Origin of the sequence: Mesorhizobium sp. Primo-A, assembly GCF_003997175.1 — a bacterium.
GTDB lineage: Bacteria > Pseudomonadota > Alphaproteobacteria > Rhizobiales > Rhizobiaceae > Mesorhizobium > Mesorhizobium ciceri.
This window is the reverse complement of sequence record NZ_RZTG01000003.1, coordinates 499,044-520,419: the sequence shown is the minus strand read 5'-3', so window position 1 is coordinate 520,419 and position 21,376 is coordinate 499,044. Positions and strand designations below refer to the sequence as shown.

General features: G+C 62.1%; 24 protein-coding genes and 2 pseudogenes. 17 read left to right on the top strand and 9 right to left on the bottom strand.

Annotated features, from left to right (window positions below):
- The first annotated feature begins 321 nt into the window (after positions 1 to 321).
- The 4 genes and pseudogenes from EOC83_RS07995 (at position 322) to EOC83_RS07980 (ending at position 2,873) form a co-directional block, all read left to right on the top strand.
- Complete coding sequence (locus EOC83_RS07995; protein ID WP_063168833.1) at positions 322 to 1,848, top strand: ABC-F family ATP-binding cassette domain-containing protein; 1,527 nt, start codon at positions 322 to 324, stop codon at positions 1,846 to 1,848.
- A 128-nt stretch (positions 1,849 to 1,976) separates the two neighbouring features.
- Positions 1,977 to 2,259 (top strand): annotated as a pseudogene (locus tag EOC83_RS07990) (type II toxin-antitoxin system RelE/ParE family toxin).
- Positions 2,260 to 2,271: 12 nt separating this feature from the next.
- Positions 2,272 to 2,571 (top strand): HigA family addiction module antitoxin, encoded by a 300-nt coding sequence (locus EOC83_RS07985; RefSeq protein ID WP_027039367.1) that lies wholly within the window; start codon positions 2,272 to 2,274, stop codon positions 2,569 to 2,571.
- 143 nt (positions 2,572 to 2,714) lie between these two features.
- Positions 2,715 to 2,873 carry a hypothetical protein gene (locus tag EOC83_RS07980; protein WP_013530026.1) on the top strand — a complete coding sequence of 53 codons (159 nt, stop codon included), beginning with the start codon at positions 2,715 to 2,717 and terminating at the stop codon, positions 2,871 to 2,873.
- 16 nt (positions 2,874 to 2,889) lie between these two features.
- Here EOC83_RS07980 and EOC83_RS07975 read toward each other — a convergent pair whose 3' ends face one another.
- Positions 2,890 to 3,504 carry a glutathione S-transferase gene (locus EOC83_RS07975; RefSeq protein WP_063168834.1) on the bottom strand — a complete coding sequence of 205 codons (615 nt, stop codon included), beginning with the start codon at positions 3,502 to 3,504 and terminating at the stop codon, positions 2,890 to 2,892.
- Positions 3,505 to 3,741: 237 nt separating this feature from the next.
- Here EOC83_RS07975 and EOC83_RS07970 point away from each other — a divergent pair, with 237 nt between their 5' ends.
- Positions 3,742 to 4,170: a glyoxalase/bleomycin resistance/extradiol dioxygenase family protein gene (locus tag EOC83_RS07970; protein WP_013530024.1), complete on the top strand. Its 429-nt coding sequence runs from the start codon at positions 3,742 to 3,744 to the stop codon at positions 4,168 to 4,170.
- 74 nt (positions 4,171 to 4,244) lie between these two features.
- Complete coding sequence (locus EOC83_RS07965) at positions 4,245 to 4,598, top strand: DUF1428 family protein (RefSeq protein ID WP_063168835.1); 354 nt, start codon at positions 4,245 to 4,247, stop codon at positions 4,596 to 4,598.
- Between the two features lie 145 nt (positions 4,599 to 4,743).
- On the opposite strand, the gene EOC83_RS07960 is transcribed toward EOC83_RS07965, so the two are convergent.
- The gene (locus EOC83_RS07960; protein WP_244514230.1) at positions 4,744 to 6,366 is read right to left on the bottom strand and encodes a sulfotransferase; all 1,623 of its coding nucleotides are present in this window, start codon (positions 6,364 to 6,366) and stop codon (positions 4,744 to 4,746) included.
- Between the two features lie 195 nt (positions 6,367 to 6,561).
- On the opposite strand from EOC83_RS07960, the pseudogene EOC83_RS07955 reads away from it, so the two are divergent.
- A pseudogene (locus tag EOC83_RS07955) lies at positions 6,562 to 7,017 on the top strand (EAL domain-containing protein); the annotation flags it as partial.
- 31 nt (positions 7,018 to 7,048) lie between these two features.
- On the opposite strand, the gene EOC83_RS07950 reads toward EOC83_RS07955, so the two are convergent.
- Complete coding sequence (locus EOC83_RS07950; protein WP_013530021.1) at positions 7,049 to 7,468, bottom strand: Kazal-type serine protease inhibitor domain-containing protein; 420 nt, start codon at positions 7,466 to 7,468, stop codon at positions 7,049 to 7,051.
- Positions 7,469 to 7,969: 501 nt separating this feature from the next.
- Between EOC83_RS07950 and EOC83_RS07945 the strand changes: the two genes are divergently transcribed.
- From EOC83_RS07945 to EOC83_RS07935, 3 genes are all read left to right on the top strand, one after another.
- A complete protein-coding gene (locus tag EOC83_RS07945; protein WP_006202520.1) occupies positions 7,970 to 8,182 on the top strand; it encodes a cold-shock protein in 213 nt (70 codons plus the stop codon).
- Positions 8,183 to 8,502: 320 nt separating this feature from the next.
- On the top strand, positions 8,503 to 8,715 hold the full coding sequence (locus tag EOC83_RS07940) for a cold-shock protein (protein ID WP_013530020.1): 213 nt from the start codon (positions 8,503 to 8,505) through the stop codon (positions 8,713 to 8,715).
- A gap of 183 nt (positions 8,716 to 8,898) precedes the next feature.
- Positions 8,899 to 9,330, top strand: a complete 432-nt coding sequence (locus tag EOC83_RS07935) for a BA14K family protein (protein ID WP_013530019.1) — start codon at positions 8,899 to 8,901, stop codon at positions 9,328 to 9,330.
- Positions 9,331 to 9,457: 127 nt separating this feature from the next.
- On the opposite strand, the gene EOC83_RS07930 is transcribed toward EOC83_RS07935, so the two are convergent.
- From EOC83_RS07930 to EOC83_RS07920, 3 genes are all read right to left on the bottom strand, one after another.
- Entirely contained in the window at positions 9,458 to 10,096 is a 639-nt protein-coding gene (locus EOC83_RS07930) for an MBL fold metallo-hydrolase (RefSeq protein ID WP_063168837.1), read from the bottom strand.
- Positions 10,097 to 10,233: 137 nt separating this feature from the next.
- On the bottom strand, positions 10,234 to 10,551 hold the full coding sequence (locus EOC83_RS07925) for a hypothetical protein (RefSeq protein ID WP_013530017.1): 318 nt from the start codon (positions 10,549 to 10,551) through the stop codon (positions 10,234 to 10,236).
- Positions 10,552 to 10,696: 145 nt separating this feature from the next.
- A complete protein-coding gene (locus EOC83_RS07920) occupies positions 10,697 to 11,590 on the bottom strand; it encodes a branched-chain amino acid aminotransferase (protein WP_013530016.1) in 894 nt (297 codons plus the stop codon).
- Positions 11,591 to 11,836: 246 nt separating this feature from the next.
- On the opposite strand from EOC83_RS07920, the gene EOC83_RS07915 reads away from it, so the two are divergent.
- The 5 genes from EOC83_RS07915 to EOC83_RS07895 all read left to right on the top strand — a co-directional run bounded on the left by EOC83_RS07915 (position 11,837) and on the right by EOC83_RS07895 (position 17,566).
- Positions 11,837 to 12,370: a MarR family transcriptional regulator gene (locus EOC83_RS07915; RefSeq protein ID WP_024505623.1), complete on the top strand. Its 534-nt coding sequence runs from the start codon at positions 11,837 to 11,839 to the stop codon at positions 12,368 to 12,370.
- Positions 12,357 to 13,076: a response regulator transcription factor gene (locus tag EOC83_RS07910; RefSeq protein WP_013530014.1), complete on the top strand. Its 720-nt coding sequence runs from the start codon at positions 12,357 to 12,359 to the stop codon at positions 13,074 to 13,076. Before EOC83_RS07915 ends, EOC83_RS07910 begins: the two co-directional genes overlap by 14 nt.
- 49 nt (positions 13,077 to 13,125) lie before the next feature.
- Complete coding sequence (locus EOC83_RS07905) at positions 13,126 to 14,541, top strand: ATP-binding protein (protein WP_013530013.1); 1,416 nt, start codon at positions 13,126 to 13,128, stop codon at positions 14,539 to 14,541.
- Positions 14,542 to 14,761: 220 nt separating this feature from the next.
- Positions 14,762 to 15,784 carry a glycosyltransferase family 1 protein gene (locus tag EOC83_RS07900; protein WP_013530012.1) on the top strand — a complete coding sequence of 341 codons (1,023 nt, stop codon included), beginning with the start codon at positions 14,762 to 14,764 and terminating at the stop codon, positions 15,782 to 15,784.
- A 207-nt stretch (positions 15,785 to 15,991) separates the two neighbouring features.
- Positions 15,992 to 17,566 carry a hypothetical protein gene (locus tag EOC83_RS07895; protein WP_063168838.1) on the top strand — a complete coding sequence of 525 codons (1,575 nt, stop codon included), beginning with the start codon at positions 15,992 to 15,994 and terminating at the stop codon, positions 17,564 to 17,566.
- 115 nt (positions 17,567 to 17,681) lie between these two features.
- Here EOC83_RS07895 and EOC83_RS07890 read toward each other — a convergent pair whose 3' ends face one another.
- From EOC83_RS07890 to EOC83_RS07880, 3 genes are all read right to left on the bottom strand, one after another.
- On the bottom strand, positions 17,682 to 18,041 hold the full coding sequence (locus EOC83_RS07890; protein ID WP_063168839.1) for a tRNA-binding protein: 360 nt from the start codon (positions 18,039 to 18,041) through the stop codon (positions 17,682 to 17,684).
- A gap of 27 nt (positions 18,042 to 18,068) precedes the next feature.
- Positions 18,069 to 18,569, bottom strand: coding sequence for a YbjN domain-containing protein (locus EOC83_RS07885; RefSeq protein ID WP_013530009.1), 501 nt, complete (start codon positions 18,567 to 18,569; stop codon positions 18,069 to 18,071).
- Between the two features lie 344 nt (positions 18,570 to 18,913).
- Positions 18,914 to 19,216, bottom strand: coding sequence for an accessory factor UbiK family protein (locus EOC83_RS07880; RefSeq protein ID WP_063168840.1), 303 nt, complete (start codon positions 19,214 to 19,216; stop codon positions 18,914 to 18,916).
- Positions 19,217 to 19,385: 169 nt separating this feature from the next.
- Here EOC83_RS07880 and lgt point away from each other — a divergent pair, with 169 nt between their 5' ends.
- Positions 19,386 to 20,240 (top strand): prolipoprotein diacylglyceryl transferase, encoded by an 855-nt coding sequence (gene lgt, locus EOC83_RS07875; RefSeq protein WP_027162149.1) that lies wholly within the window; start codon positions 19,386 to 19,388, stop codon positions 20,238 to 20,240.
- Entirely contained in the window at positions 20,237 to 21,325 is a 1,089-nt protein-coding gene (locus tag EOC83_RS07870; RefSeq protein WP_027162150.1) for a class I SAM-dependent methyltransferase, read from the top strand. Before lgt ends, EOC83_RS07870 begins: the two co-directional genes overlap by 4 nt.
- The last annotated feature ends 51 nt before the right edge of the window (positions 21,326 to 21,376 follow it).

The window sequence follows — 21,376 nt, the reverse complement described above, 5'->3', positions numbered from 1 at the left end:
AGGGGAAGGGAAGCGCTCCGCCGCCGCCGCATTCCGCCGACCCACTTGCCACCAGCCCCGCCTTTGGTGTAATCGCTCCGCATACTCAACGTCTTGTCTCGAAAGGAGGGCTCACGTGTTTACGTTTCATCGTCACCATCGTCAGCGTGGCCCGATTTCTGCCCTGCGAGCTTGCTTGCAGGGCTGACCAGGGACGGTCCGGGTTTTTCCCGCTTCGATTTTTTGGTCTGCCCTTCGTGGTGCGTAATGCCGAGCCTGATGGCCGGAAAGCGCACCGTCAAAGTGGACCGGAGTAGTCTCCGGCAAGACCAGAGAAATCAAATGGCCCTGATCAGCCTCAAATCCCTCGGCGTCACCATGAGTGCGCCGCTGTTTGCCAATCTCGACCTCACCATCGGCACCGGCGACCGGCTCGGCATTGTCGCCGCCAATGGCCGCGGCAAGTCGACTTTGCTGAAATGCCTGACCGGCGGGATGGAGCCGACCTCCGGTGACATCACCCGCACGCGCGGCCTGCGCGTCGGTCATGTCGAACAGTCGGTTGCCCCGGTCCTTCGCACCCGTACGTTCCGGCAGGTGGTGGCGGATGCCTTGCCGTCCGAGCAGGCCGAAAGCGAGATGTGGCGTGTCGACGTGGTTCTGGATTCACTCGACGTGCCCGAGCCGATGCGCGAGCGGCCAATGCAGGCGCTGAGTGGCGGCTGGCAGAGGCTTGCGCTAATCGCACGCGTCTGGGTCACCGATCCGGACGTGCTGTTGCTCGACGAGCCGACCAACCATCTCGACCTTGTCCGCATCAGCCAGCTCGAAACCTGGCTGAACACGCTGCCGCGCGAGGTGCCCGTCGTCATCGCCAGCCACGACCGCGCCTTCCTCGACGCCACCACCAACCGGACCCTATTCCTGCGCCCGGAACAGTCGCCGGTGTTTGCCCTGCCCTACTCCCGCGCCAGGCAGGCGCTCGACGAGGTCGATGCTTCGACCGAGCGCAAGTTCCAGCGCGACATGAAGGTGGCGCAGCAATTGCGCCGGCAGGCGGCCAAGCTCAACAACATCGGCATCAATTCGGGCAGCGACCTTTTGACGGTGAAGACCAAGCAGCTCAACCTGCGGGCCGAAAAACTGGAAGAAGCGGCCGCACCGGCGCACCGCGAAAAGTCGGCGGGTGCCATAAAACTGGCCAATCGCGGCACCCACGCCAAGGTGCTGATCACGCTCGACGACGCGGCTGTGGAAACACCCGACGGCACCCCGCTGTTTCGAACCGGCAAGCGCCATATCTGCCAGGGCGACCGCATCGTGCTGCTCGGCCGCAACGGCGTCGGCAAGTCGCGCTTCGTCACCCTGATCCGCAATGCCATTGTCGAACCGGACACGGTGCCGAATGTGAAGGTGACGCCGTCGACGGTGCTAGGCTACAGCGACCAGGCGCTGTCGGGCATCAGCGGCGACGACACGCCGCTGATGCTGGTCTCGCGCCGCTACGATGTCGGCGAGCAGCGTGCCCGCTCGCTGCTGGCAGGCGCCGGCGTGGTCATCGAGATGCAGGAGAAAAAGATCGGTGCGCTGTCCGGCGGCCAGAAGGCGCGGCTGATGATGCTGGCGCTGAGGCTCGCCAATCCCAACTTCTATCTGCTGGACGAGCCGACCAACCATCTCGACATCGACGGCCAGGAAGCCCTGGAAGCGGAACTGCTGGCACATCAGGCAAGCTGTGTGCTCGCCTCGCACGACCGCTCCTTCATCCGCGCCATCGGCAACCGCTTCTGGCTGATCGAGAAACGGCGGCTGACCGAAGTCGAAGACCCAGAGGATTTCTTCCGCTCGGTGGCGGAGGGCGCTGGCTAATCGGTGAACAAAACTGCCGATGAAGTTCCGGCCTGTCGAGCGCAGGCCGGAGTTTCGTATCATGTTACGAGACGTCTTCTTGACTTCCGAAGCGTATCATGCCATGGTACGCCACTCGGGTCGGCAAGGTGATAAGCTCCTCCAAAGACAAGACCAGCGAAGCCGTTTCGAACGGCAAGGCTCCGAAGGGCTTCCCATCGGACCTTTGTCCGCTCAGCCCAGCGGAAGCTGTTCATGATCGACAACGCCGCCGAACTGTCGAATCTGAAGACGCCTCCCGGCAACAGGCTTGAGCCGCTGAAAGGTAACCGTGCGGGCCAGCATTCGATCCGCATCAACGATCAATTCCGCCTCTGCTTTAGGTGGGTGGAAGGGCAAGCGGAGGATGTTGAAATCACCGACTATCATTGAAGAGGGTTCAAAATGCTGAACATCAACCCACCTATCCATCCCGGAGAAATTCTCCGTGAGGAATATCTCGTGCCGCTCAATCTGAAGCCTTACACGCTGGCCAAAAAGCTGCATGTGCCCCGCACACGCATCGAGCGCCTGGCCAGCGAGACGACACCGGTAACGCCCGACACCGCTTTGCGCCTTGCGAAGTTCTTCGGAACCACGCCGCAGTTCTGGATGAATATGCAGGCGAGCTACGACCTCGCCGTAGAGGGAGAGGCGAAGAAGGCCGATCTTGAAACAATCGAACGTCTACAAACCGCGGCCTGAAGTAATCGCGTTAGCAACAACCCGCTTCAAGCAGGCTACGGAGCTAGCGATAAAAAAATCTCGACGATCTGTCGGATAGCCTCAGCCCGCCGCGTCCTTGGGATGCCGACACGATGATGCCGGCCCAACCCAGGAGAATTATCATGTCGGTTCTTTCGTCCATCGGTCGCATCGCAACCCGGTATGCGGCAGCGCGCGCTCGTCACCGCAGCGAACGCGTCCTGCGTTCACTGCCTGCCTCGCTGCGCAAGGATATCGGGTTTCCGGACGTCTTCGATGCGCAAAACGGCCGCCGCCCCTGACCTCGCGGGGCGCCAGTCAGTCATGCGTATCGCCCGAAAGCGGCGTCGCCTTCATCGATACGCGTTTTTCGAAAGCCTCGAACCAGCGCGTCAGCAGTGCCCGTGAGCGAAAAGGCGGAAGGTGACGGAACGCCATCCAGGACAGCGCGGTGGCCAAGGCAATGTGGCCGATATGGAGCGGCGCCTCGTCGTCCAGCGTGCTCTCGATCCAGTCGTAGCTCGCCTCGATCTTTTCCCGGTATCCGTCGGCGAGAGCACCATAGCGCAACTTTTCGGGTCTCCTTTCCGTCTCCCAGCGCAAGGCTATACCCGTCTGCGCCAGGCCCTGGGCGACCGCCTGCAACCGCAATGCCTGCCAGCGCGCCTCGCCGTCCTGCGGCAGCAGCTTGCGACCGTCATGCAGCGTGTCGAGATAGGCGCAGATGACATCGGAATCGAAGATCGGCGACGCGTCGGGCCGCAACAGCACCGGCACTTTGCCGAGCGGGTTTTCGGCGTAGACGCGGGCATTGCGCAAGGTCGGACTGGTCTCGTGATGAATGACCTCCAGCCGATCGGCAATGCCAACCTCGTGGGCGAAGACGAGCGCCTTGCGCGCGAAGGGTGAGTGGGTCTGATAGTAGAGGATCATTGTCGTCCCAGGATTTGAAGAGGCGTTCGCCTGATCCATCTGTTCTAGCCTGCGAGCCGAGAGAATTGCGCTCTGATTGGGCGCGGTCGACGCAAGTTCGTTTCACGCCTCTCGTCCAACTGCGGCTGCGTGGACTGTCCAGGGCCGGTCGGCCAAAAAAATCTGCCGGCCATGTAGGAACGCCGGCACCTCATCCGTCCTTTGGCTCGCAAGGCCAAACGCAAAGAGGAACAACAGATGACCGATCAGACCCCCGTTCAGCCCGCGGCCAAAGTGCTCGGCGGATTGACCCCCTATCTGCAGCTGGATGGCGCCTTCAAGGCTGCCGAATTCTACAAGAAGGCCTTTGGTGCCGAGCAGGTCTTTGCCTATCCGGCGGACGAAAAAGGCCGCACCATGCACATCCACCTCCACATCAACGGCTCGACGCTGATGCTCTCCGACTTCTATCCCGAAAACGGCATGCCTGCCGTCAAGCCGCAAGGTTACACCATGCAGCTTCACCTCGGCAGCGACGACATCGAAGCCTGGTGGAAGCGCGCCGTCGATGCCGGCTGCGAAGTCGCCGTGCCGCTCCAGATCATGTTCTGGGGTGACCAGTGGGGCAATATGCGCGACCCGTTCGGCGTCGAATGGGCGATGAATGCGCCGGTCAAGAAAGCCTGATTTATCGCCAATGGCGAAGTCCCTCACCGGCTGGCGTCGGTGAGGGATTGTGAACTTCCAGGAGGAGACCCACAATGTCCTATGTCGATGGCTTCGTGCTTGCCGTGCCCAAGGCAAATCTCGATAACTACAAGAGGCTGGCCAACCTCGCAGGCCCTATATGGATGGAACACGGCGCGCTCGCCTATGTCGAATGCATCGGCGACGACGTGCCCTATGGCGAGGTCACTTCGTTCCCGCGCGCCGTGCAGGCCAAGGACGACGAGATCGTCGTCTTCGCCTGGGCCGTCTATGAGTCGCGGGAGAGCCGCGATGCCGTCATGGCCAAAGTGATGGCAGATCCGCGCCTGAAGGCCGATTGGGCGGACATGCCGTTCGACGGGAAGCGCATGATCTTCGGTGGCTTCAAGCCATTCATAGAGCTTTGAGCAGCCGGTAGCAGATTGGCAGAAGCCCCTCAGCTTCGTCATCCTAGGACGAAGCAGGAGCGAAGCTCCGTCGCGAAGGCCTTAGGATGACGACGCGGGTGCTTAGGCCAATCTCTAAGGCCACGATCAGCTAGAGAGCGTTGCGCTAATCCAGCCTGTCCAGAAGCGGCTTCAGCCGGTCACCATAGCGCTTCCATAGATCGACCGACCCCTGATACATCGGCTGGCGCACCTGTGCGGCTGAAGCCGTGCGCACCGGTCGGTCGGTCTCGTGGAACGATAGTGCCGCGTCGTCCCAGGGCAGGCCGAGATGGGCGATCAATGCCCGCGTCTGGCCTTCCTGGTCGGCGACAAAATCCTCGTAGCGTACATCGTGCACGACGCCTGGCAGCACCGTGTGCCAATGCTTCATGATGTCGGTGTAGAGATTGTGGAAGTCGGCGAGCTCGCCGAGATCGTAGCCATAGCGATGGCTGTCGCCGCGGAAATGCACCTTGTAGATCGACAGGCAGGTGGCCGCCGCATCGCGCGCGCAGTGGATGATCCTGGCCTTCGGCATCATCATGTGGATGAAGCCGACAAGCAGGAAGTTGCCCGGCATTTTGTCGGTGACGTGGCGCATGTTCGGATAGCGGGCATGGAGCATGTCGAGATAGGCTTGGCCTGCCTCGGCAAAATCCGAATCGCCCGTATCCGATACGCCCCATGGGAAGCCACCCGGCATGGTCGCCGGGAACTGCCTGCCGACCGCCTTCTTCAATATGCTGAGCTCGCCTGCGCCATAGACCTGCGGATGGCTGGCGATGATCTGCTCGACCAGCGTCGTGCCCGAACGCGGCATGCCGACAATGAAGATCGGCGTGTCGTCGCTGATTGAGCTGGGCCTGTGCTTCTCGAAGAAGCCGGCATCGAAGGTGGCCTTCATCGCCTCGAACTCGGCCCGCGTCCTGGCCTGGTCGTAGTCGATGCCTTTGCGGCGGATCGCATTGCCCTCGGCGAAATAGTCGAAGGCCCGGCCATAATCCCTGAGATCGTCATTCGCCTTGCCGAGTCCGAAGGACAGTTGCATGCGCGCCAGGCTGTCCTGCGGCGCCTTGGCATGCTGGGCTTCCATGCCCCCAAGCTCGCTGTCGCGCTCCTTCTGGCGCTTGACCTGCGTCAGCATCAGCCAGGCTGTGGCCATGGCGGGGTTGATCGCCAACGCCTGCCGGAACAGGTCGGCCGCCTCGTCGAGCTTGCCCTTTTCCATCAACCCGACGCCGAGCCCGTGCAGCAGGTCGGCATCCTTGGGTCGGATCGCCAGCGCTTCGCGGAAGGCAGCCAGCGCCTCATCCAGCCGCCCGGCTTCCTGCAGGGTTTCGGCAAGCCCGATGCGGGCGCGCACATGAAATGGGTTGCGTGCAACCGTGCCGCGATAAATCTCTTCGGCCTCTTCGAACTGGCCGACCTGTTTCAGCGATGAGCCGAGATTGTCGCGCGCCGCGAGTTGGTCCGGCCGCAGATCCACTGCGCCGCGGAAGAAATCGATGGCCGCAGCAGGGCGGCCGAGGTCGCGCATCACCGTACCGAAATTGTTGAGGAAATCGGGATTCGTCGGCTGCAGGCTCACCGACCGTTCGATGAGATCCAGCCCTTCTTCGCTGCGCCCGGTCTGGTGAAGCAGCAGTCCCAGGAAATGCGCCGCGGCCGCGTGCTTGGGCTGACGCGCCAGCACCTGCCGGTAGATCGTCTCAGCCTCTTGCCGGCGCCCGGCCTGATGCAGTTGCAACGCCTGCTGCACATACTGGTCGAGGCCCAGCGGCGGCTGTCCGCCTGCGCCAGACCTGGCTCCCGCACCCGCCGCTCGTCTTTGATCTCTGTTGATGGGAAACCTACCGTGTTTTATCCGCCTGTGGCGATCTAGGCCATCGGCGCCGCAGGTTCAAGGCTTCGCTTGCTGTCTCGTCCTTTCGTCGGTGCGGAAAGATCAAATCAGCACACCGCGATCCGGCCCCAGCAAATCTGGCTCGAGGCCACGGAGCGCGCGTTCATCGATATCAACTCGGCCCGCTCAACGCTCGTTCGTGCCCGCGAACTTGGCCACGCAGTGGCAATCGACGACTTCGGCACCGGCTACTCCAGCCTGTCCTATCTCGAGGGGCTGCCGCTCGATGCGCTCCTAATCGACAAATCGTTCATCGATACGATCAGCACGAATTCCGCCACCAATTCCGTCACCGCGCATATCATCGACATGGCCAAGACACTAAAGCTGAAGATCGTTGCCGAAGGCGGGGAAACGCAGGCGCTGGCCGACCACCTCGCGGCACGCGACGTCGACTACGGCCAGGGCCGGCTGTTTGCCAGACCCATGCCCGCGTCCGAGTTCATCGCCGACTGTGTTCATCGCCGACTGTCGCCAGGTGAGCCGACGGCTTGATGCTTGTCGTCCTCAACGAGGCGCAGCGTTCTCAGCACGGCCCGTCGCCAACGACGCGATAGTCCGCGGCACGGGCTTCGCAGGAATTGGGGAAGGTGCGCATCTCGCCATGCCGGCGCGCGCACACCGGCGCATATTCGCGGGTGCAGAACGTCTGCTCTTCACCACCGCCGCCGCCGCCACCGCCGCCACCGTCGCGGCACGGACCGTCGCGCACGATGCGGTAGCCGGCCCGGTCGGCAAGACAGGCATTGGCGAAGGTCTGGCGATCGCCGCCGCGCCGCGCACAGACCGGCTCGTACTGCTTGCTGCAATATTGCGGTTCCGGCCGGGGCGGACGCGGACGCGGCCCTGGTCCGTCATCGACGACGACGGTGCAGGCGGCAAGAAGTGCCGACAGCAACAGGATGACAAAACCCTGCCGCGAAAAGATTGCCGCCAGATATTTCATGATGATCTCCCACGATCGCGTCCCCGGTTGCCGATCCTCGCCATTCCCTTGCCAAATGCAACCCCCGTTTGCAGCCCTTTCAGTCGGAAACGCGCTGGGGCTGTAGGCGGCGTCGACCTCCTCGGCCACCTCGACATCTGGCCCATTCGTGGCCCGGTTCTGGCCGATGACCCGGCCGGCAAGCAAGCCTATGCCGAGCCCATCGATGCTCAGGTCAGTCGATTGATGCGTCGGGACGCGCCAGTACGGCGGCCCGCGGCGGTATCTTGCAACCATCACGTTTCCGTGCGATAAATTCCGTGTTCGGGCATTTGCGACCCGGAGAGCGGAACGTTTTGGACGACCTTTCCCCGATACTGTGAATCTCTGACGGCCCCGTTTTCGGCGGGGGGTTTGACCATGCGCCAATGCATGACTGCCGAAGCAACCACCGGGAACTGCCCTTTGCGCCAGGCGGCGGGCGGGACCACCAAAGACTGAACGGGTGAAGGAGTTTCCCCAATGGCCCAGACCGGCACCGTTAAATTCTTCAACGCGACCAAAGGCTTCGGTTTCATCACGCCCGATGGTGGCGCCAAGGATGTGTTCGTCCATATCTCCGCGATCGAAGCTTCCGGCTTGCGCACGCTCGTTGATGGCCAGAAGGTCACCTTCGACGTCGAGCCGGACCGCATGGGCAAGGGCCCCAAGGCCGTCAACCTCCGCGCAGCCTGAGCCATCGGCGCGCCGCATGTCACTTAGACGTGCGACGGAGGCTCCATGCCTGCACCTGGCCTGGAGAGGGATCTGAATTTTGAAAGGCGCGGCGATCTTCGTCGCGCCTTTTCCTTATCGAAGGCGCGGGCCAGTGATGTCGCCCAAGCGGCCGGGTTCTGGGCAACGACTTGCATAAAAACAAAGACCCGAAGCATGCCGCAACGTGCTTTAGACGCCCGCAAAACTTTCTCTTGCCGATGACGCTAAAATAAAGGACAAATTTCCACTCGGGCATTTGCCGGCCCGAGACTGGAGTTTATGGGACAAAGGAGCTTCCCATGCCGCAGACCGGCACCGTCAAATTCTTCAATCATGCCAAGGGCTTCGGCTTCATCACGCCCGATGATGGCGCGAAGGATGTTTTCGTCCATATTTCAGCTGTGCAGGCGTCCGGTCTTCCCGGCCTCGAGGATGGGCAGAAAGTGTCGTTCGATACCGAGCCGGATAAGCGCGGCAAGGGTCCCAAGGCCGTCAACCTGTCGGTCGGCTGAGCCGGCTTCGAACCGGCGCTCCCGGGCAGATCGCTCCCTTGAGAGCCTGTGATTTTTGACGTCCGTTTTGAATAAACACGTTAAAATCCGTTCAGCCCCCGTTCAGCCACGGTCGCATATTAGTCTTCGGTAAAGCCGGACCGCATCCCCGAAACTGCACGGGCCGGAACGAAGGAGACCGACATGAACCGAATTTTCAAAACCGCCGTCCTGGCCGCTGCCGTGGCCGCCACCACGCTCACGGCCTTGCCCGCCGCCAATGCGCGCGACTGGCGCCGTCATCATGGCCATCATGGCAATGGCGATGCCATTGCCGCCGGCGTGCTCGGCCTCGCGGCCGGGGCGCTGATCGGTGGCGCATTGGCCAATGACCGCCCGCCGCCCGACGCTGACCGCTACTACGATGACGGTTACTACGATCGTGACGTCGTGGTGCGCCCGGCCCCGGTCCGCCGCTATTATGCGGAGCCGCGGGTGGTCTACGCCAATCGTTATGCCGAACCGTGGACGCGTGACTGGTACGAATATTGCTCGGACCGCTACCGCAGCTTCAATTCCCGTACCGGCACGTTCACCGGCAATGACGGCGAACAGCATTTCTGCACTGCCAACTAACCAAGGGCTTCCCTGCCCCAAAACAGAAAAGCGCTGACCGCAAGGCCAGCGCTTTTTTGTTGTGGTCTCTACAATGTCAACGGTCTGCTTGAGGCTGATGAAAAACAGCTACGGTTCCGAGCCTGGTTCAAGTCAAAAAAGGATTGGTCCGCCTCTCCTCGCCAAAACGTCCGCCGGCACCGTGGCCACAGATGAAGCCGATGTCGTCGCCGAGCGGCAGGAGCTTGTCCTTGATCGAAGCGATCAGCGCCGTGTGGTCGCCGCCCGGCAGGTCGGTGCGGCCGACCGAGCCGCGGAACAGCACGTCGCCGACATGGGCGAACTTGGCTGCGCGGTTGTAGTAGACGACGTGACCGGGCGCATGGCCGGGGCAGTGCAGCACCTCGAACACATGGCCGCCGAACGACACGGTCTCGCCTTCGGCCAGGAACCGGTCGGGCACGCAGTTGCGCGCTCCGGCGATGCCGTAGCGCTTGCCCTGGTTTTCCAGATTGTCGAGCAGCGACTTGTCGGCCTCATGCGGACCGATGATCTCGACGCCGAGCGCCTCCTTCAACTCCATTGCACCGCCGGCATGGTCGATGTGGCCATGCGTTATCCAGATAGCTCCGGCTGAGATCGCATTGTCCTTCAGCACCGCCAGTACCTTGTCGATATCGCCGCCCGGATCGACGACGACGCCATGCTTGTCATCCATGTCGAACAGGATGGTGCAATTCTGCTGGAACGGTGTGACCGGCACGATGCCGGCATTGAGCTGACCCATGATCGTCCTTTCGATGTTCACGGGTGATGTAGAGGCGCGGACAAAGGGCGTCCACCCTCGAAAGACGAACAGTCAGTAGCCCCAAAACGGAAATGGGCGGCCGAAGCCGCCCATTTGAAAAGACCGAAACGGCCTGCTTACTTCTTCATGGCGCCCATGACCGCGCCGAGAATGGCGGTCAGGATCGCGCCGCCGCCGGCGCCGCCGACGATGTTCTGCAGGTTCAGCGCGCTGCCGAGACCGCTCGTTGCTGCTGCCGCAGCCGCCGGATCGACCGCACCGCCACCCAGCAGGCTGCCGAGGATCGCCGCACCACCGACGCCGCCAATGGCTCCGCCCAGGATTTTGGGAAGCTGACCCATCGCCGCCGTCTTGAGCGCCGCACCGACCGCCTGACCACCGATGATGCCAGTAATCACCTGTATGATGATCGGAAGAAGCGTGTTCATGTCCATATGATTAGTCCCTCCATAGCTGTCAGCCTCCCGGGCCGACACCATCATGAGACGCCGAATTGGACGAAAGTCAAATGCAGAAACGCTGAAATAAAAGGGGCGGCCCGAAAACCGCCCCTACTTCCTAAAAAAGCTGTGACTTTCGTTATTCTGCGGCGATCGCGTGCTTGGGCTGAACGGCCGCAGAATAGTCATTCATAAGATTCTTGGCTATTTCGCCGACCTCGAATCGGTAAGGCCCGATCTCCGAAACCGGCGTCACTTCCGCTGCCGTCCCGGTCAGGAAGCACTGCTCGAAGCTTTCCAGCTCTTCCGGCAGGATGGCGCGTTCAATCACCTCAAGGCCGCGATCCTTGGCCAGCCCGATGACCGTGCGGCGGGTGATGCCGTCGAGGAAGCAGTCGGGCTTGGGTGTGTGGATCTTGCCGTCCTTGACGAAGAAGATGTTGGCTCCGGTCGCTTCGGCGACCTGGCCACGCCAGTCGAGCATCATGGCATCGGCATAGCCCTTGGCCTCGGCGGCGTGCTTGGACATGGTGCAGATCATGTAGAGCCCGGCGGCCTTCGACTTGGAAGGCGCGGTGCGCGGGTCGGGCCGGCGCCATTCCGCCACATCGAGACGGATGCCTTTCAGCTTCTGCGCAGGATCGAAATAGCTTGGCCATTGCCAGATGGCGATGGCGCAGTTGATGCGGTTGTTCTGCGCCGAGACGCCCATCTGCTCACTGCCGCGCCAGGCGATCGGCCGGACATAGGCGTCCTGGAAACCCTGCTTCTTGAGAAGCGTGGAAGAGGCGTCGTTGAGCTCGGCCACCGAATAGGGGATCTTGAAACCGAGCAGGCGTGCCGATTCATGCAGGCGCTCGGTGTGTTCGTTGAGCTTGAAGATCTCGCCGCCATAGGCGCGCTCTCCCTCGAAAACAGCGCTGGCGTAATGCAGCCCGTGCGTCAGCACATGGATCTTGGCGTCACCCCATTGGACGAATTCGCCGTTCATCCAGATGAAGCCATCGAGTTGATCGAAGGGAACGGATGCCATGGTAACCTCCCACGGGCGGCAGCCCGGATAGTTGTATCGTTGTGTGTTTCGTGTCGGCCGCCCAAAGCGGCTTTTATGGTGGAGCGTAGGCGGATAATTGCGCTCTGGCAAACTTAGGAAATTCCGGAAAAACCGGCTTCCCTTGCCTTTTCGTTCGCAATCCGCCCAAAAGCTTGTCAAAAATTACCATTGCAGGGAAATTACGTCAATAGTACTGACATAATCTCTCTTTCCCACGGAGAAATAATGACGGATCGAAGCCCAGCCGCCGGAAAACCGATCAGGACCGCAATGTCGGTCGAGGACGGCATCGACTTCGCCATCATCGAGCTGCTCTTCTTTGCCTATCGCGACTTCACCTCCGATCCGGACCAGATCCTGGCCGATTACGGCTTCGGCCGGGCCCACCACCGGGTGCTGCATTTCGTCAACCGCAGGCCGGGCCTGACGGTCGCCGAACTGCTCGACGTGCTGAAGATCACCAAGCAGAGCCTGGCCCGTGTGCTCAAGCAACTGATCGACACCGACCATATCGTGCAGTTGCAAGGTCCGCGCGACCGCCGCCAGCGCGAACTTTATCCGACAGCCAAAGGCCGTGCGCTGGCGCTGGCGCTGGCGCGGCCACAGTCGCGCCGCATCCATGCTGCATTGGGGGATTCCGGAGTAACCGAACGGACCTTGGTGGAACGGTTCCTCGAAGCGATGGTCAATCCGGAACTGAGGGCGCAGATCGACGTTGGGTCCGCAAAAATGTCAGGGAAAAGCCATGGAGAGCACTGAACGGGTCGATCACGCGGCCGCGCCGGACGACGACGCGCCGCATCTGCTTGTCGTCGACGACGACACCCGCATCCGCAATCTTCTCAAGCAGTATCTGACCGAAAATGGCTTTCGCGTCACCGTTGCCGGCAATGCCGGCGAAGCCAGGCGCAAGCTTGCCGGCCTCGACTTCGACCTTCTGGTGCTGGACGTCATGATGCCCGGCGAGACGGGCGTCGACCTGACCAAGTCGCTGCGGGCCGAAAAGAACGTACCGATCCTGATGCTCACAGCGCTGTCGGAGACCGACAGCCGCATCTCAGGGCTGGAGGCTGGCGCCGACGACTATCTGCCAAAGCCGTTCGATCCGCGCGAGCTGATCCTGCGCATCAACAACATCCTGCGCCGCGGTGGCCCGGCGACCACGCCCAAGGTCGAGCAGTTGGTCTTCGGCCCCTACACGTTCCAGATCGCCCGGCGCGAATTGAAGCGTGGCGGCGAGGCGTTGAAGCTGACCGATCGCGAGCAGGAGATCCTGGCGATCTTCGCCGCGCGGGCGGGCGAGACGATACCCCGCCACGAGCTTGTCGGCGACGATTCGGAAGTCGGCGAGCGCACCATCGACGTCCAGATCAACCGGCTGCGCCGCAAGATCGAGCGCGATCCGTCCAATCCGGTCTGGCTCCAGACCGTACGCGGTATTGGGTATCGGCTCAGCGTGGAATAGAATGCCGCCTGCGGCCGGCTGAACGGCTGCGGGCAAGCGAAAAGAGCGAATGGCAACCACGGAACTGGAACAGCCGGGCAATGGCGGCTTGAGCGCACGCGCTGCGCGGACGCTGAAGGCGGTGCCGCGCGCCTGGAACCGCTTCTGGCGCCTCGTCTCGCTCTATATGCCCAAGCGGCTCTATGCCCGCTCGCTGATCATCGTCATCGCGCCGATGATCCTGCTGCAATCGGTCGTCGCCTTCGTCTTCATGGAACGTCACTGGGCAACCGTGACGCAGCGCCTGTCGCAGGCCACCGTGCGCGACATCGCCGCCATCATCGACCTGATCGAGACCTATCCGCGCGATGCCGACTACACCAACATAATCCGCATCGCCCAGGACCGCATGCAGCTGAAGGTCGACCTCTTGCCGCCCGACCCACTCCCCGCGCCCGGTCCAAAGCCGTTTTTCTCGATTTTGGATGATGTTCTCTCGTCCGAGATCACCCGCCAGATCAACCGCCCGTTCTGGATCGACACGGTCGGCAACTCCAACATCGTCGAGGTACGCGTGCAGCTCGAGGGCAAGGTGCTGCGCGTCTTCGTGCGCCGCAGCCAGGCCTATGCCTCTAACACCCACATCTTCCTGATCTGGATGGTCGGCACCTCGCTGGTGCTGTTGATGATCGCCATTCCCTTCCTGCGCAACCAGATCCGGCCGATCCTGATGCTTGCCGAAGCCGCCGAAAGCTTTGGCAAGGGCCGGCCGATGCCGCGCGATTTCCGGCCGCGCGGCGCCGAGGAGGTTCGCCGCGCCGGCTTTGCCTTCATGCAGATGCGCGAGCGCATCGAACGCCAGATCGAACAGCGCACCGCCATGCTGACCGGCGTCAGCCATGACCTCAGAACCATCCTCACTCGCTTCAAGCTGCAGCTGGCGCTTTCCGGCGGCAAGGCCGAGACCAAGGCAGCGCTCGACCAGGACATCGACGACATGCAGTCGATGCTCGAAGGCTATCTGTCCTTTGCCCGCGGCGAAGCTTCGGAAGACGCCGGACGGTTCGATCTCGAGGCCTATTTCGAAAAGCTCGACGAGGAAGCCAGGCTGCGCAAGCGTAAGCTGTCGACGACGCTTGCCGGCGATCACGATGTGCATGTGCGGCCCAATGCCTTTGCCCGGCTGATGTCCAACGTCATCGGCAACGCCTTCCGCTATGCCAAGACGGTGGAGGTCAACGCCACCCATGGCCGCGGCTCGCTGCTGGTCACCATCGACGACGATGGTCCGGGCATTCCCGCCGATCGACGCGAAGACGTGTTCAAGCCTTTCGTGCGGCTCGACGAGGCCCGCAACCTCGATGCCAGCGGCACCGGGCTCGGCCTGTCGATCGCCCGCGACATCGCCCGCTCCCATGGCGGCGACATCACTCTTGAAGACAGCCCGCTCGGCGGACTGCGCGCCATCATCAAGGTTCCGGCATAACCGGGCACGATTGCGAAAAGTGGAAACGGCTTCATCCGCCCGTCATGAAACCATGATCAAGAGCGCGCATGAAGCGCGCGACCTCAATTGATTCGGCCTTGCCGCCTCACTTCGACCCCGTACCTGTCCGGGTGCGCTGGAGCGAAGCGAGAGCAGCAGGCTGGTCGCCGTTCCGGCATCGTCTCAAGGCAACCGTCGACCTTTCAAGCAAAGGGCCGCCATGCGCATACTGATGGTCACCGATGCCTGGCGCCCGCAGGTCAACGGCGTCGTCCACACGCTGGAGCGGCTCACCGAGACGCTGAAGTCCTTCGACGTCGCGGTGGATTTCCTGACGCCCAATATCTTTCGCACCCTGCCCTTGCCGACCTATCCCGACATCAGGCTGGCGCTGACCACGCCCGGCCATGTCGCGCGCCTGATCGACGCCGGCAAGGCCGACCACATCCACATCGTCACCGAAGGACCGCTGGGCATCATGGCGCGGCGCTATTGCCGCAATGCCGGCCGTCCATTCACCACCAGCTATCACACGCGCTTCCCCGAATATCTCAGCGCCCGCCTGCCGGTGCCGGAAAGCTGGGCCTATCGCTGGCTGCGCGATTTCCATAATTCCGGCCAGGGCACGCTGGTCGCCACCCAGTCGCTCGCCGACGACCTTTCCGCGCGCGGCTTCACCAAGCTGCGGCCATGGACGCGCGGCGTCGACACCGACCATTTCCGCCCGGACAGGAAGAAGGACCTCGGCTTCCCCGGCCCGATCTTCCTCTGCGTCGGCCGCGTCGCCATCGAAAAGAACCTGGGTGCTTTCCTCGACCTCGACCTGCCCGGCAGCAAGGTGATCGTCGGCGAAGGCCCCGAGCTTGCCAGGCTGAAGGCGAAATATCCGCAAGCGCATTTCCTCGGCCATCGCCCCAACGACGAACTGGCCGAGATCTATGCGTCGGCCGACGTCTTCGTCTTCCCGAGCCGCACCGACACGTTCGGCAACGTCATCATCGAGGCACTGGCCAGCGGCACGCCGGTTGCCGCCTATCCGGTGACCGGGCCGATCGACATTGTCGGCGATGGTTTTGGCGGCGCGGTCTCCAACGATTTGCGCGAGGCCTCACTCGCCGCGCTCAACGTCGACCGTGCCGAAGCCCGCGAACGCGCCATGCGCTATAGCTGGAAGGCCTGTGCGGAAATGTTCCTCGATACGGTCGAGGAAGCACTGGGCACACGGCGAAAGCTGGCGGCCTGATCGTGCTTTTCGTTATCCAAGGGCGAAGCTGACACACCGCCACGGATGACAAAGCGCGGCGACGCACAATCAACCGTTAGTCTGCCACGGCACCTTGTTTCAAAGGGATGGTTCGGCGTGACGTATTGTGCGACTTCGGAGCCATGACCAAGTCAGATTGATAATTGTCGGCGACTCAAAATTTACCATTTCTACCTACATTGTGGCATGCTCGAAGCAACAGCCAGCAACAAAATCAACAGTTACACGAGCCATTTCATCAGGCCAGAAGGTATCTTGCTGATAGTTCTGCTGGTGGTGGCTTTCTTGCCCGTACTGCTCGTCGACATACCCGCTATGGCAGACTATCCAAATCATCTCGCAAGAATGTCGATCCTGATGCGCGCCGGTACGCCCGAAGCCCATCCCTACTATGAAGCCGCGTGGGCACCCTACCCTAATCTAGCCATGGATCTCGTCGTCCCGTTCGCTGGGCGCTTGATCGGGATCGAGCTGGCATCAAAGCTTTTCTATCTAGTCTCGCAAATGCTGGTCGTCAGCGGGGCAATGGCCGTCGGAGCGGCCGCACAGGGGCGTGTGATCCTCAGCGGCTTCGTCGCTTCGCTCTTCCTCTACGCCATGCCTTTCGCTTTCGGATTCGTGAATTTTGAATTTGGACTCGGGATCGTTCTTTGGTCCATCGCGGTTTGGATTTGGCTTGCGGAAAGACCTTTGCCGCTGCGCCTTGCGATCCACGCCGTCTTCGTCGTGGTTCTGTATATCTCTCACCTATTTGCCCTCGGCCTGTATGGCATTGTGGTGGGGCTGTACGAACTCTCCCGCTGGCCAGACCATATTGAGAATTGGAAACGCACGATCTTGCTGGTTGCCGGAATGGCTGCTCCGGTCGTCGCAGTTGGCGCCCTGGCGCTCGCCTACGGCGGCAAAGTGGGTGGCGAAGGAACCGAATGGGCCCTGTCGGCGAAATTGTTGGCGCTGGTTCAAGTCAACGGCTTCAGCAGATACACTTCCTCAGCCGTGACCGTGGTGCTGGTCATTCTCAGTTACCTTGCGGTGAAGCACAGGATGGTGGCGGTCTCTCGCGTCGGCTGCTGGATAGGCTTTGGGCTCTTGTGCCTGTTCATTCTCATGCCGTTTCGCGTTGCGGACACGGCCTTTGTCGACGGGCGCGTCCTTCTGGCGCTTGTTCTGATCCTGCCAGCCTTCGTCACGATCAAGCGTCCGCAAGGCTCGCGTGGAACACTTCTCGTCGCGCTGGCGTTTGGCGCCGGGCTTGCAAACAGTGGCATCGCGATCTGGGCCCAATTGTCGTGCCGCGGCGAATATCGTGCCCTTATGACCGCGTTCGACGCCATTCCAATGGGTTCGCGAATCCTTACCGGCCAGAATGGCCTCCCAGACGACCCGCCAACGAATCTGCTCCTTTATCCAATGTACAATGCTGCCGCGTTGGCTGTAGTCACACGCAATGCACTGATGCCAACGCTGTTCACCTATCCGGGAAAACAGCCGGTGAGGCCCCGGCCGGAAGTGGCAAACCTGACCGTACCGCAAGGCGGGCCTATCCCGATGTCTGAGCTGGAGGCCTACGCCGCCGGTGCTTTACCACCGGTCGAGGCAGCGTATGCAGCGCATTGGACCCGTGACTTTGACTATCTGCTGGTAATCGCGCCGGAGCGCAGCCCGCCACGACACGGCAACCTTGAATTAATCGCCGAAGGCAAACAGTTCAAATTTTACAGAATAAGGAAATTGGTCGACGCGGACAGGAAAAGCGGATGATGTCCACGCGCGACACTCCTGTCACGACATGGCATGAAATTCATGCTGAAGCATCTGCCGAAAGGATTATCAATCCATCCCGGTTCGCGGGGGATTCCGATCCCCAGTTGAGACCCTAAAACAACCGCCCGCCATCCGGCACCTTACGCTCGATCGCGCCGAGCACCACGGCGCCCTCTTCGTCGGGAAAGCCGAGAGTGAGCACTTCCGACATGAATGGACCGATCTGGCGCGGCGGGAAATTGACCACCGCGAACACCTGCCGGCCGATCAGCGTCTCCGGTGTATAGTATTTGGTGATCTGCGCCGACGATTTCTTGATACCGATGCCGGCGCCGAAATCGATCTTCAGCTTGAACGCGGGCTTGCGCGCCTCGGGAAACGGCTCGGCCTCGACGATCGTGCCGCCGCGGATGTCGACACGATCGAAATCGGCAAAACTGATCTCGGGCTTGCGCTCGGTGTTCGAACTCATCTTGGTCTTGTCTGCCTTAACGGGGACTCAGGCGTTGCCGTAGGTCTCGAACAGCACACCGGCCAGGGCATCCTTGGCCGAGGTTCCCGACCAGACGACGAACTGGAATGCCTGGAAATAGCATTCGCAGGCTTCCAGCGCCGACGACAGCAACACTTCGACCTGCTGGCTCGACGGCTCGACCCCGCCGGCCAGCAGCAGCGACTGGCGGAACATGATCGCGCCCTCCTGCTCCCAGAGGTCGAAATGGCCAAACAGCATCTGCTCGTTGATCAGCGACAAGAGCCGCATCACTTCCAGCGTGCGGGTCTCCGGCACCTTGATATCGAAGGCGCAGGCCAGGTGCAGCGCCTCGAAATCCTCCATCCACGAAAAGGAGACGTGATAGTCGGTCCAGCTTCCGGCAACCGAGATCGAAATCTCGTCGTCGCCGGCCCGCTCGAAAGACCAGTCGTTGTTGTGGGCCACCTGCTCGATAACATCCACCGGATGGATTTCGCGGGAGAATTCGAGTTCGAGAAGTTCCATGGAATGCTTCCTGTCGTTCTGTACGAGCGCCGCCACACGCTCCGCGGGAGGGCACACACAACGAACAATCTTGTCTAGAACTCGGACGGCCAGGACTTTCCTCGCGCAAAGACGACTTCTCGACGCAAAGACCCCAGACCGGACCCCACCGCCCGGTCGCATGATCCTGCTCCGAATCATGCAACAAATTCAGTCTATTGATCGGGAGTCGCGTGAACAGCCCAATTTTTCGCACTGCGTCATTCGCATGTGGAAAGCCGCTGTCACAAAGATTCATGCAATGCCGTTAAGCGATTCACGGCAAAGCGCTTTTCAGGATCGGGCTATGTGGAAAAGTTTAACGATTATTTTTTTGTGCGCGGCTTGGCGGCCGTCGCTGATGTGGCGTCGCCGGCCAGTTCTGCAAGCTTCGCCTCGAGCGCCTCGATGCGGGCGGCAAGGCGGGTGTTTTCTTCCCGCGCCTTGGCGGCCATCTCGCGCGCGGCTTCGAACTCTTCGCGCTGCACCACGTCCATCGTGTTGAGAATGCGCTCGGCCTGCCCCTTGAAGGCGGTCTCCACCTCACGGCGCACGCCCTGGGCGGCGCCGGCGGCGTCGGTCATCAGCTTGGCGAATTCATCGAGAATGCGGTTCGGTCCGGTCGACATGGCAAATCCTCGCGCTTGCACAAAATTGACGTAGTGGCGCCGCGCGTCGAATGCAAGCTTGTTGCACCTTGCTGCGGCATCAAGTCGAGTGCGCCCACCTTGCCTTGACCCTGCCAAAACCCTGCCGCATGGTCCGCGCCGAAACACGTTCGCAATCGAGAGTTCCCCGTTGAACGAATATTTCCTGCTGCCGCTGGCCTCCCTGCCCTTCCCCAACATCAACCCGATCCTCATCCAGATCGGGCCGCTGGCGGTGCACTGGTATGGCGTCGGCTATATCGTCGGCATCCTGTTCGCCTGGTGGTATGCCAAGCGGCTCGCCGCCAATGCCAGGCTGTGGCCGAACGGCGTCCTGCCGATGAAGCCGGAGGATCTCGACGATTTCATCGTCTGGGCGGCCATCGGCGTCGTGCTCGGAGGCCGCACCGGCTATGTGCTCTTCTATGATCTGGCGCGCTACATCGCGCACCCGCTCGATATCTTCGCCGTGTGGCAGGGCGGCATGTCGTTCCATGGCGGCCTGCTCGGCGTCATCCTCGCCATGACGCTGTTTTCCATCAAGCGCGGCATCCGCACCTGGTCGCTGTTCGATGTCGTGGCGGCCGGCGTGCCGGTCGGCCTTGGCCTGGTGCGCGTCGCCAACTTCATCAATTCCGAGCTGTGGGGCCGGCCAACCGACGTGCCCTGGGCGTTCGAATTCCCCAATGGCGGGCCGTTTGCCCGTCATCCGAGCCAGCTTTACGAGGCGCTTCTGGAGGGCGTGGTGCTGTTCCTCGTGCTGCGCATCCTCACCCATTCGCGCCTTAAGCTGAAGACGCCGCGCTTCGTCGGCGGCGCCTTCATCTGCGGCTACGGCCTGTCGCGTATCTTCGTCGAGTTCTTCCGCGAACCCGACCAGCAGCTCGGCTATCTCCTCGGCACCAACTGGTTGACCATGGGCATGATCCTGTCGTCGCCGATGGTGTTGGCCGGCATCTGGGCGATGCTGACCGCCAAGCCGGTGGCACAGCCGCAGCCGGCATGACACGGCTGAAGACCCGCATCGTCGACCTGATCGAGGCCCTGGGGCCGCTTCCCGTCAACGAGTACATGGCGCTGTGCCTGTTCGACCCGGCGGACGGCTACTACACGACGCGCGAGCCCTTTGGTGCGGGCGGCGACTTCATCACCGCGCCGGAAATCAGCCAGATGTTCGGCGAACTGGTCGCCGTGTGGCTTTATCAAGCCTGGCTGGCGGGCGGCCGGTCGCGGTCGGCCACCATCGCCGAGATCGGACCCGGCCGCGGCACGCTGATGAAGGACATGCTGCGCACGCTGTCGCGGCTCGATCCTGACCTGGCCAACGGCGCCACCTTCGCCATGATCGAGACAAGCCCGCGCCTGACCGAGGTGCAAAAAAAGACGCTTGGCGTCACACCCTTCGCGGTTGGCTGGCACGAAACCATCGAGACCTTGCCGCAACAATCGCTGTTCATCGTCGGCAACGAACTGTTCGACGCCGTTCCCATCCGCCAGTTCATCCGCGCCGGCGCCGGCTGGCGCGAGCGCATGGTCGGCCTCGACGAGACCAACGACCTTTGCTTCTTCGCCGGCGCCGGCTCGGTCGACCCGACGCTGCTGCCCGCCGATGCCGCTCACGCGCCGCAAGGCGCGATCGCCGAAGTGGCACCTGCCCGCACCGCGCTGATGGCAACAATCGCCGAGCGCATATCCAGGCATGGCGGCGCCGGCCTGTTTCTCGATTACGGCCATTTCCAGCCGGGTGTCGGGGACACGCTGCAGGCCTTGCGCAGCCACGATCACGAAGATGTGCTGGCCAATCCCGGTGAGGCCGACCTCACGTCCCACGTCGATTTCGCCGCCCTTGCCGCGATCGCGCGTGCACATGGCCTCGAAGCCCATCTGACGACACAGGGCGACTTCCTGCTCGGCATGGGCATCCTCGAGCGCGCCGGCCGCCTTGGCGCCGATGCCGGTCAGGCGGCGCGCGAAAGGATCGCCGGCGACGTCGAGCGCCTCGCCGGGCCGCAAGCCATGGGCGAGCTGTTCAAGGTGCTTGCGGTGCTGCCTCGCGGCGTGGCGGTTCGGCCCTTTGCCGAGGCGGATTGACTTTTTACCGCCGCCCCTCCCAATCTCCCGTCCGCGCTTTGCAGCCTGTTC

Excerpts from the sequence above, each read along its gene's own strand:
- EOC83_RS07995 (WP_063168833.1), top strand. The coding sequence starts at position 322 with ATGGCCCTGATCAGCCTCAAATCCCTCGGCGTCACCATGAGTGCGCCG.
- EOC83_RS07985 (WP_027039367.1), top strand. The coding sequence starts at position 2,272 with ATGCTGAACATCAACCCACCTATCCATCCCGGAGAAATTCTCCGTGAG.
- EOC83_RS07980 (WP_013530026.1), top strand. The coding sequence starts at position 2,715 with ATGTCGGTTCTTTCGTCCATCGGTCGCATCGCAACCCGGTATGCGGCA.
- EOC83_RS07975 (WP_063168834.1), bottom strand. The coding sequence starts at position 3,504 with ATGATCCTCTACTATCAGACCCACTCACCCTTCGCGCGCAAGGCGCTC.
- EOC83_RS07970 (WP_013530024.1), top strand. The coding sequence starts at position 3,742 with ATGACCGATCAGACCCCCGTTCAGCCCGCGGCCAAAGTGCTCGGCGGA.
- EOC83_RS07965 (WP_063168835.1), top strand. The coding sequence starts at position 4,245 with ATGTCCTATGTCGATGGCTTCGTGCTTGCCGTGCCCAAGGCAAATCTC.
- EOC83_RS07950 (WP_013530021.1), bottom strand. The coding sequence starts at position 7,468 with ATGAAATATCTGGCGGCAATCTTTTCGCGGCAGGGTTTTGTCATCCTG.
- EOC83_RS07945 (WP_006202520.1), top strand. The coding sequence starts at position 7,970 with ATGGCCCAGACCGGCACCGTTAAATTCTTCAACGCGACCAAAGGCTTC.
- EOC83_RS07940 (WP_013530020.1), top strand. The coding sequence starts at position 8,503 with ATGCCGCAGACCGGCACCGTCAAATTCTTCAATCATGCCAAGGGCTTC.
- EOC83_RS07935 (WP_013530019.1), top strand. The coding sequence starts at position 8,899 with ATGAACCGAATTTTCAAAACCGCCGTCCTGGCCGCTGCCGTGGCCGCC.
- EOC83_RS07930 (WP_063168837.1), bottom strand. The coding sequence starts at position 10,096 with ATGGGTCAGCTCAATGCCGGCATCGTGCCGGTCACACCGTTCCAGCAG.
- EOC83_RS07925 (WP_013530017.1), bottom strand. The coding sequence starts at position 10,551 with ATGGACATGAACACGCTTCTTCCGATCATCATACAGGTGATTACTGGC.
- EOC83_RS07920 (WP_013530016.1), bottom strand. The coding sequence starts at position 11,590 with ATGGCATCCGTTCCCTTCGATCAACTCGATGGCTTCATCTGGATGAAC.
- EOC83_RS07915 (WP_024505623.1), top strand. The coding sequence starts at position 11,837 with ATGACGGATCGAAGCCCAGCCGCCGGAAAACCGATCAGGACCGCAATG.
- EOC83_RS07910 (WP_013530014.1), top strand. The coding sequence starts at position 12,357 with ATGGAGAGCACTGAACGGGTCGATCACGCGGCCGCGCCGGACGACGAC.
- EOC83_RS07905 (WP_013530013.1), top strand. The coding sequence starts at position 13,126 with ATGGCAACCACGGAACTGGAACAGCCGGGCAATGGCGGCTTGAGCGCA.
- EOC83_RS07900 (WP_013530012.1), top strand. The coding sequence starts at position 14,762 with ATGCGCATACTGATGGTCACCGATGCCTGGCGCCCGCAGGTCAACGGC.
- EOC83_RS07895 (WP_063168838.1), top strand. The coding sequence starts at position 15,992 with ATGCTCGAAGCAACAGCCAGCAACAAAATCAACAGTTACACGAGCCAT.
- EOC83_RS07890 (WP_063168839.1), bottom strand. The coding sequence starts at position 18,041 with ATGAGTTCGAACACCGAGCGCAAGCCCGAGATCAGTTTTGCCGATTTC.
- EOC83_RS07885 (WP_013530009.1), bottom strand. The coding sequence starts at position 18,569 with ATGGAACTTCTCGAACTCGAATTCTCCCGCGAAATCCATCCGGTGGAT.
- EOC83_RS07880 (WP_063168840.1), bottom strand. The coding sequence starts at position 19,216 with ATGTCGACCGGACCGAACCGCATTCTCGATGAATTCGCCAAGCTGATG.
- EOC83_RS07870 (WP_027162150.1), top strand. The coding sequence starts at position 20,237 with ATGACACGGCTGAAGACCCGCATCGTCGACCTGATCGAGGCCCTGGGG.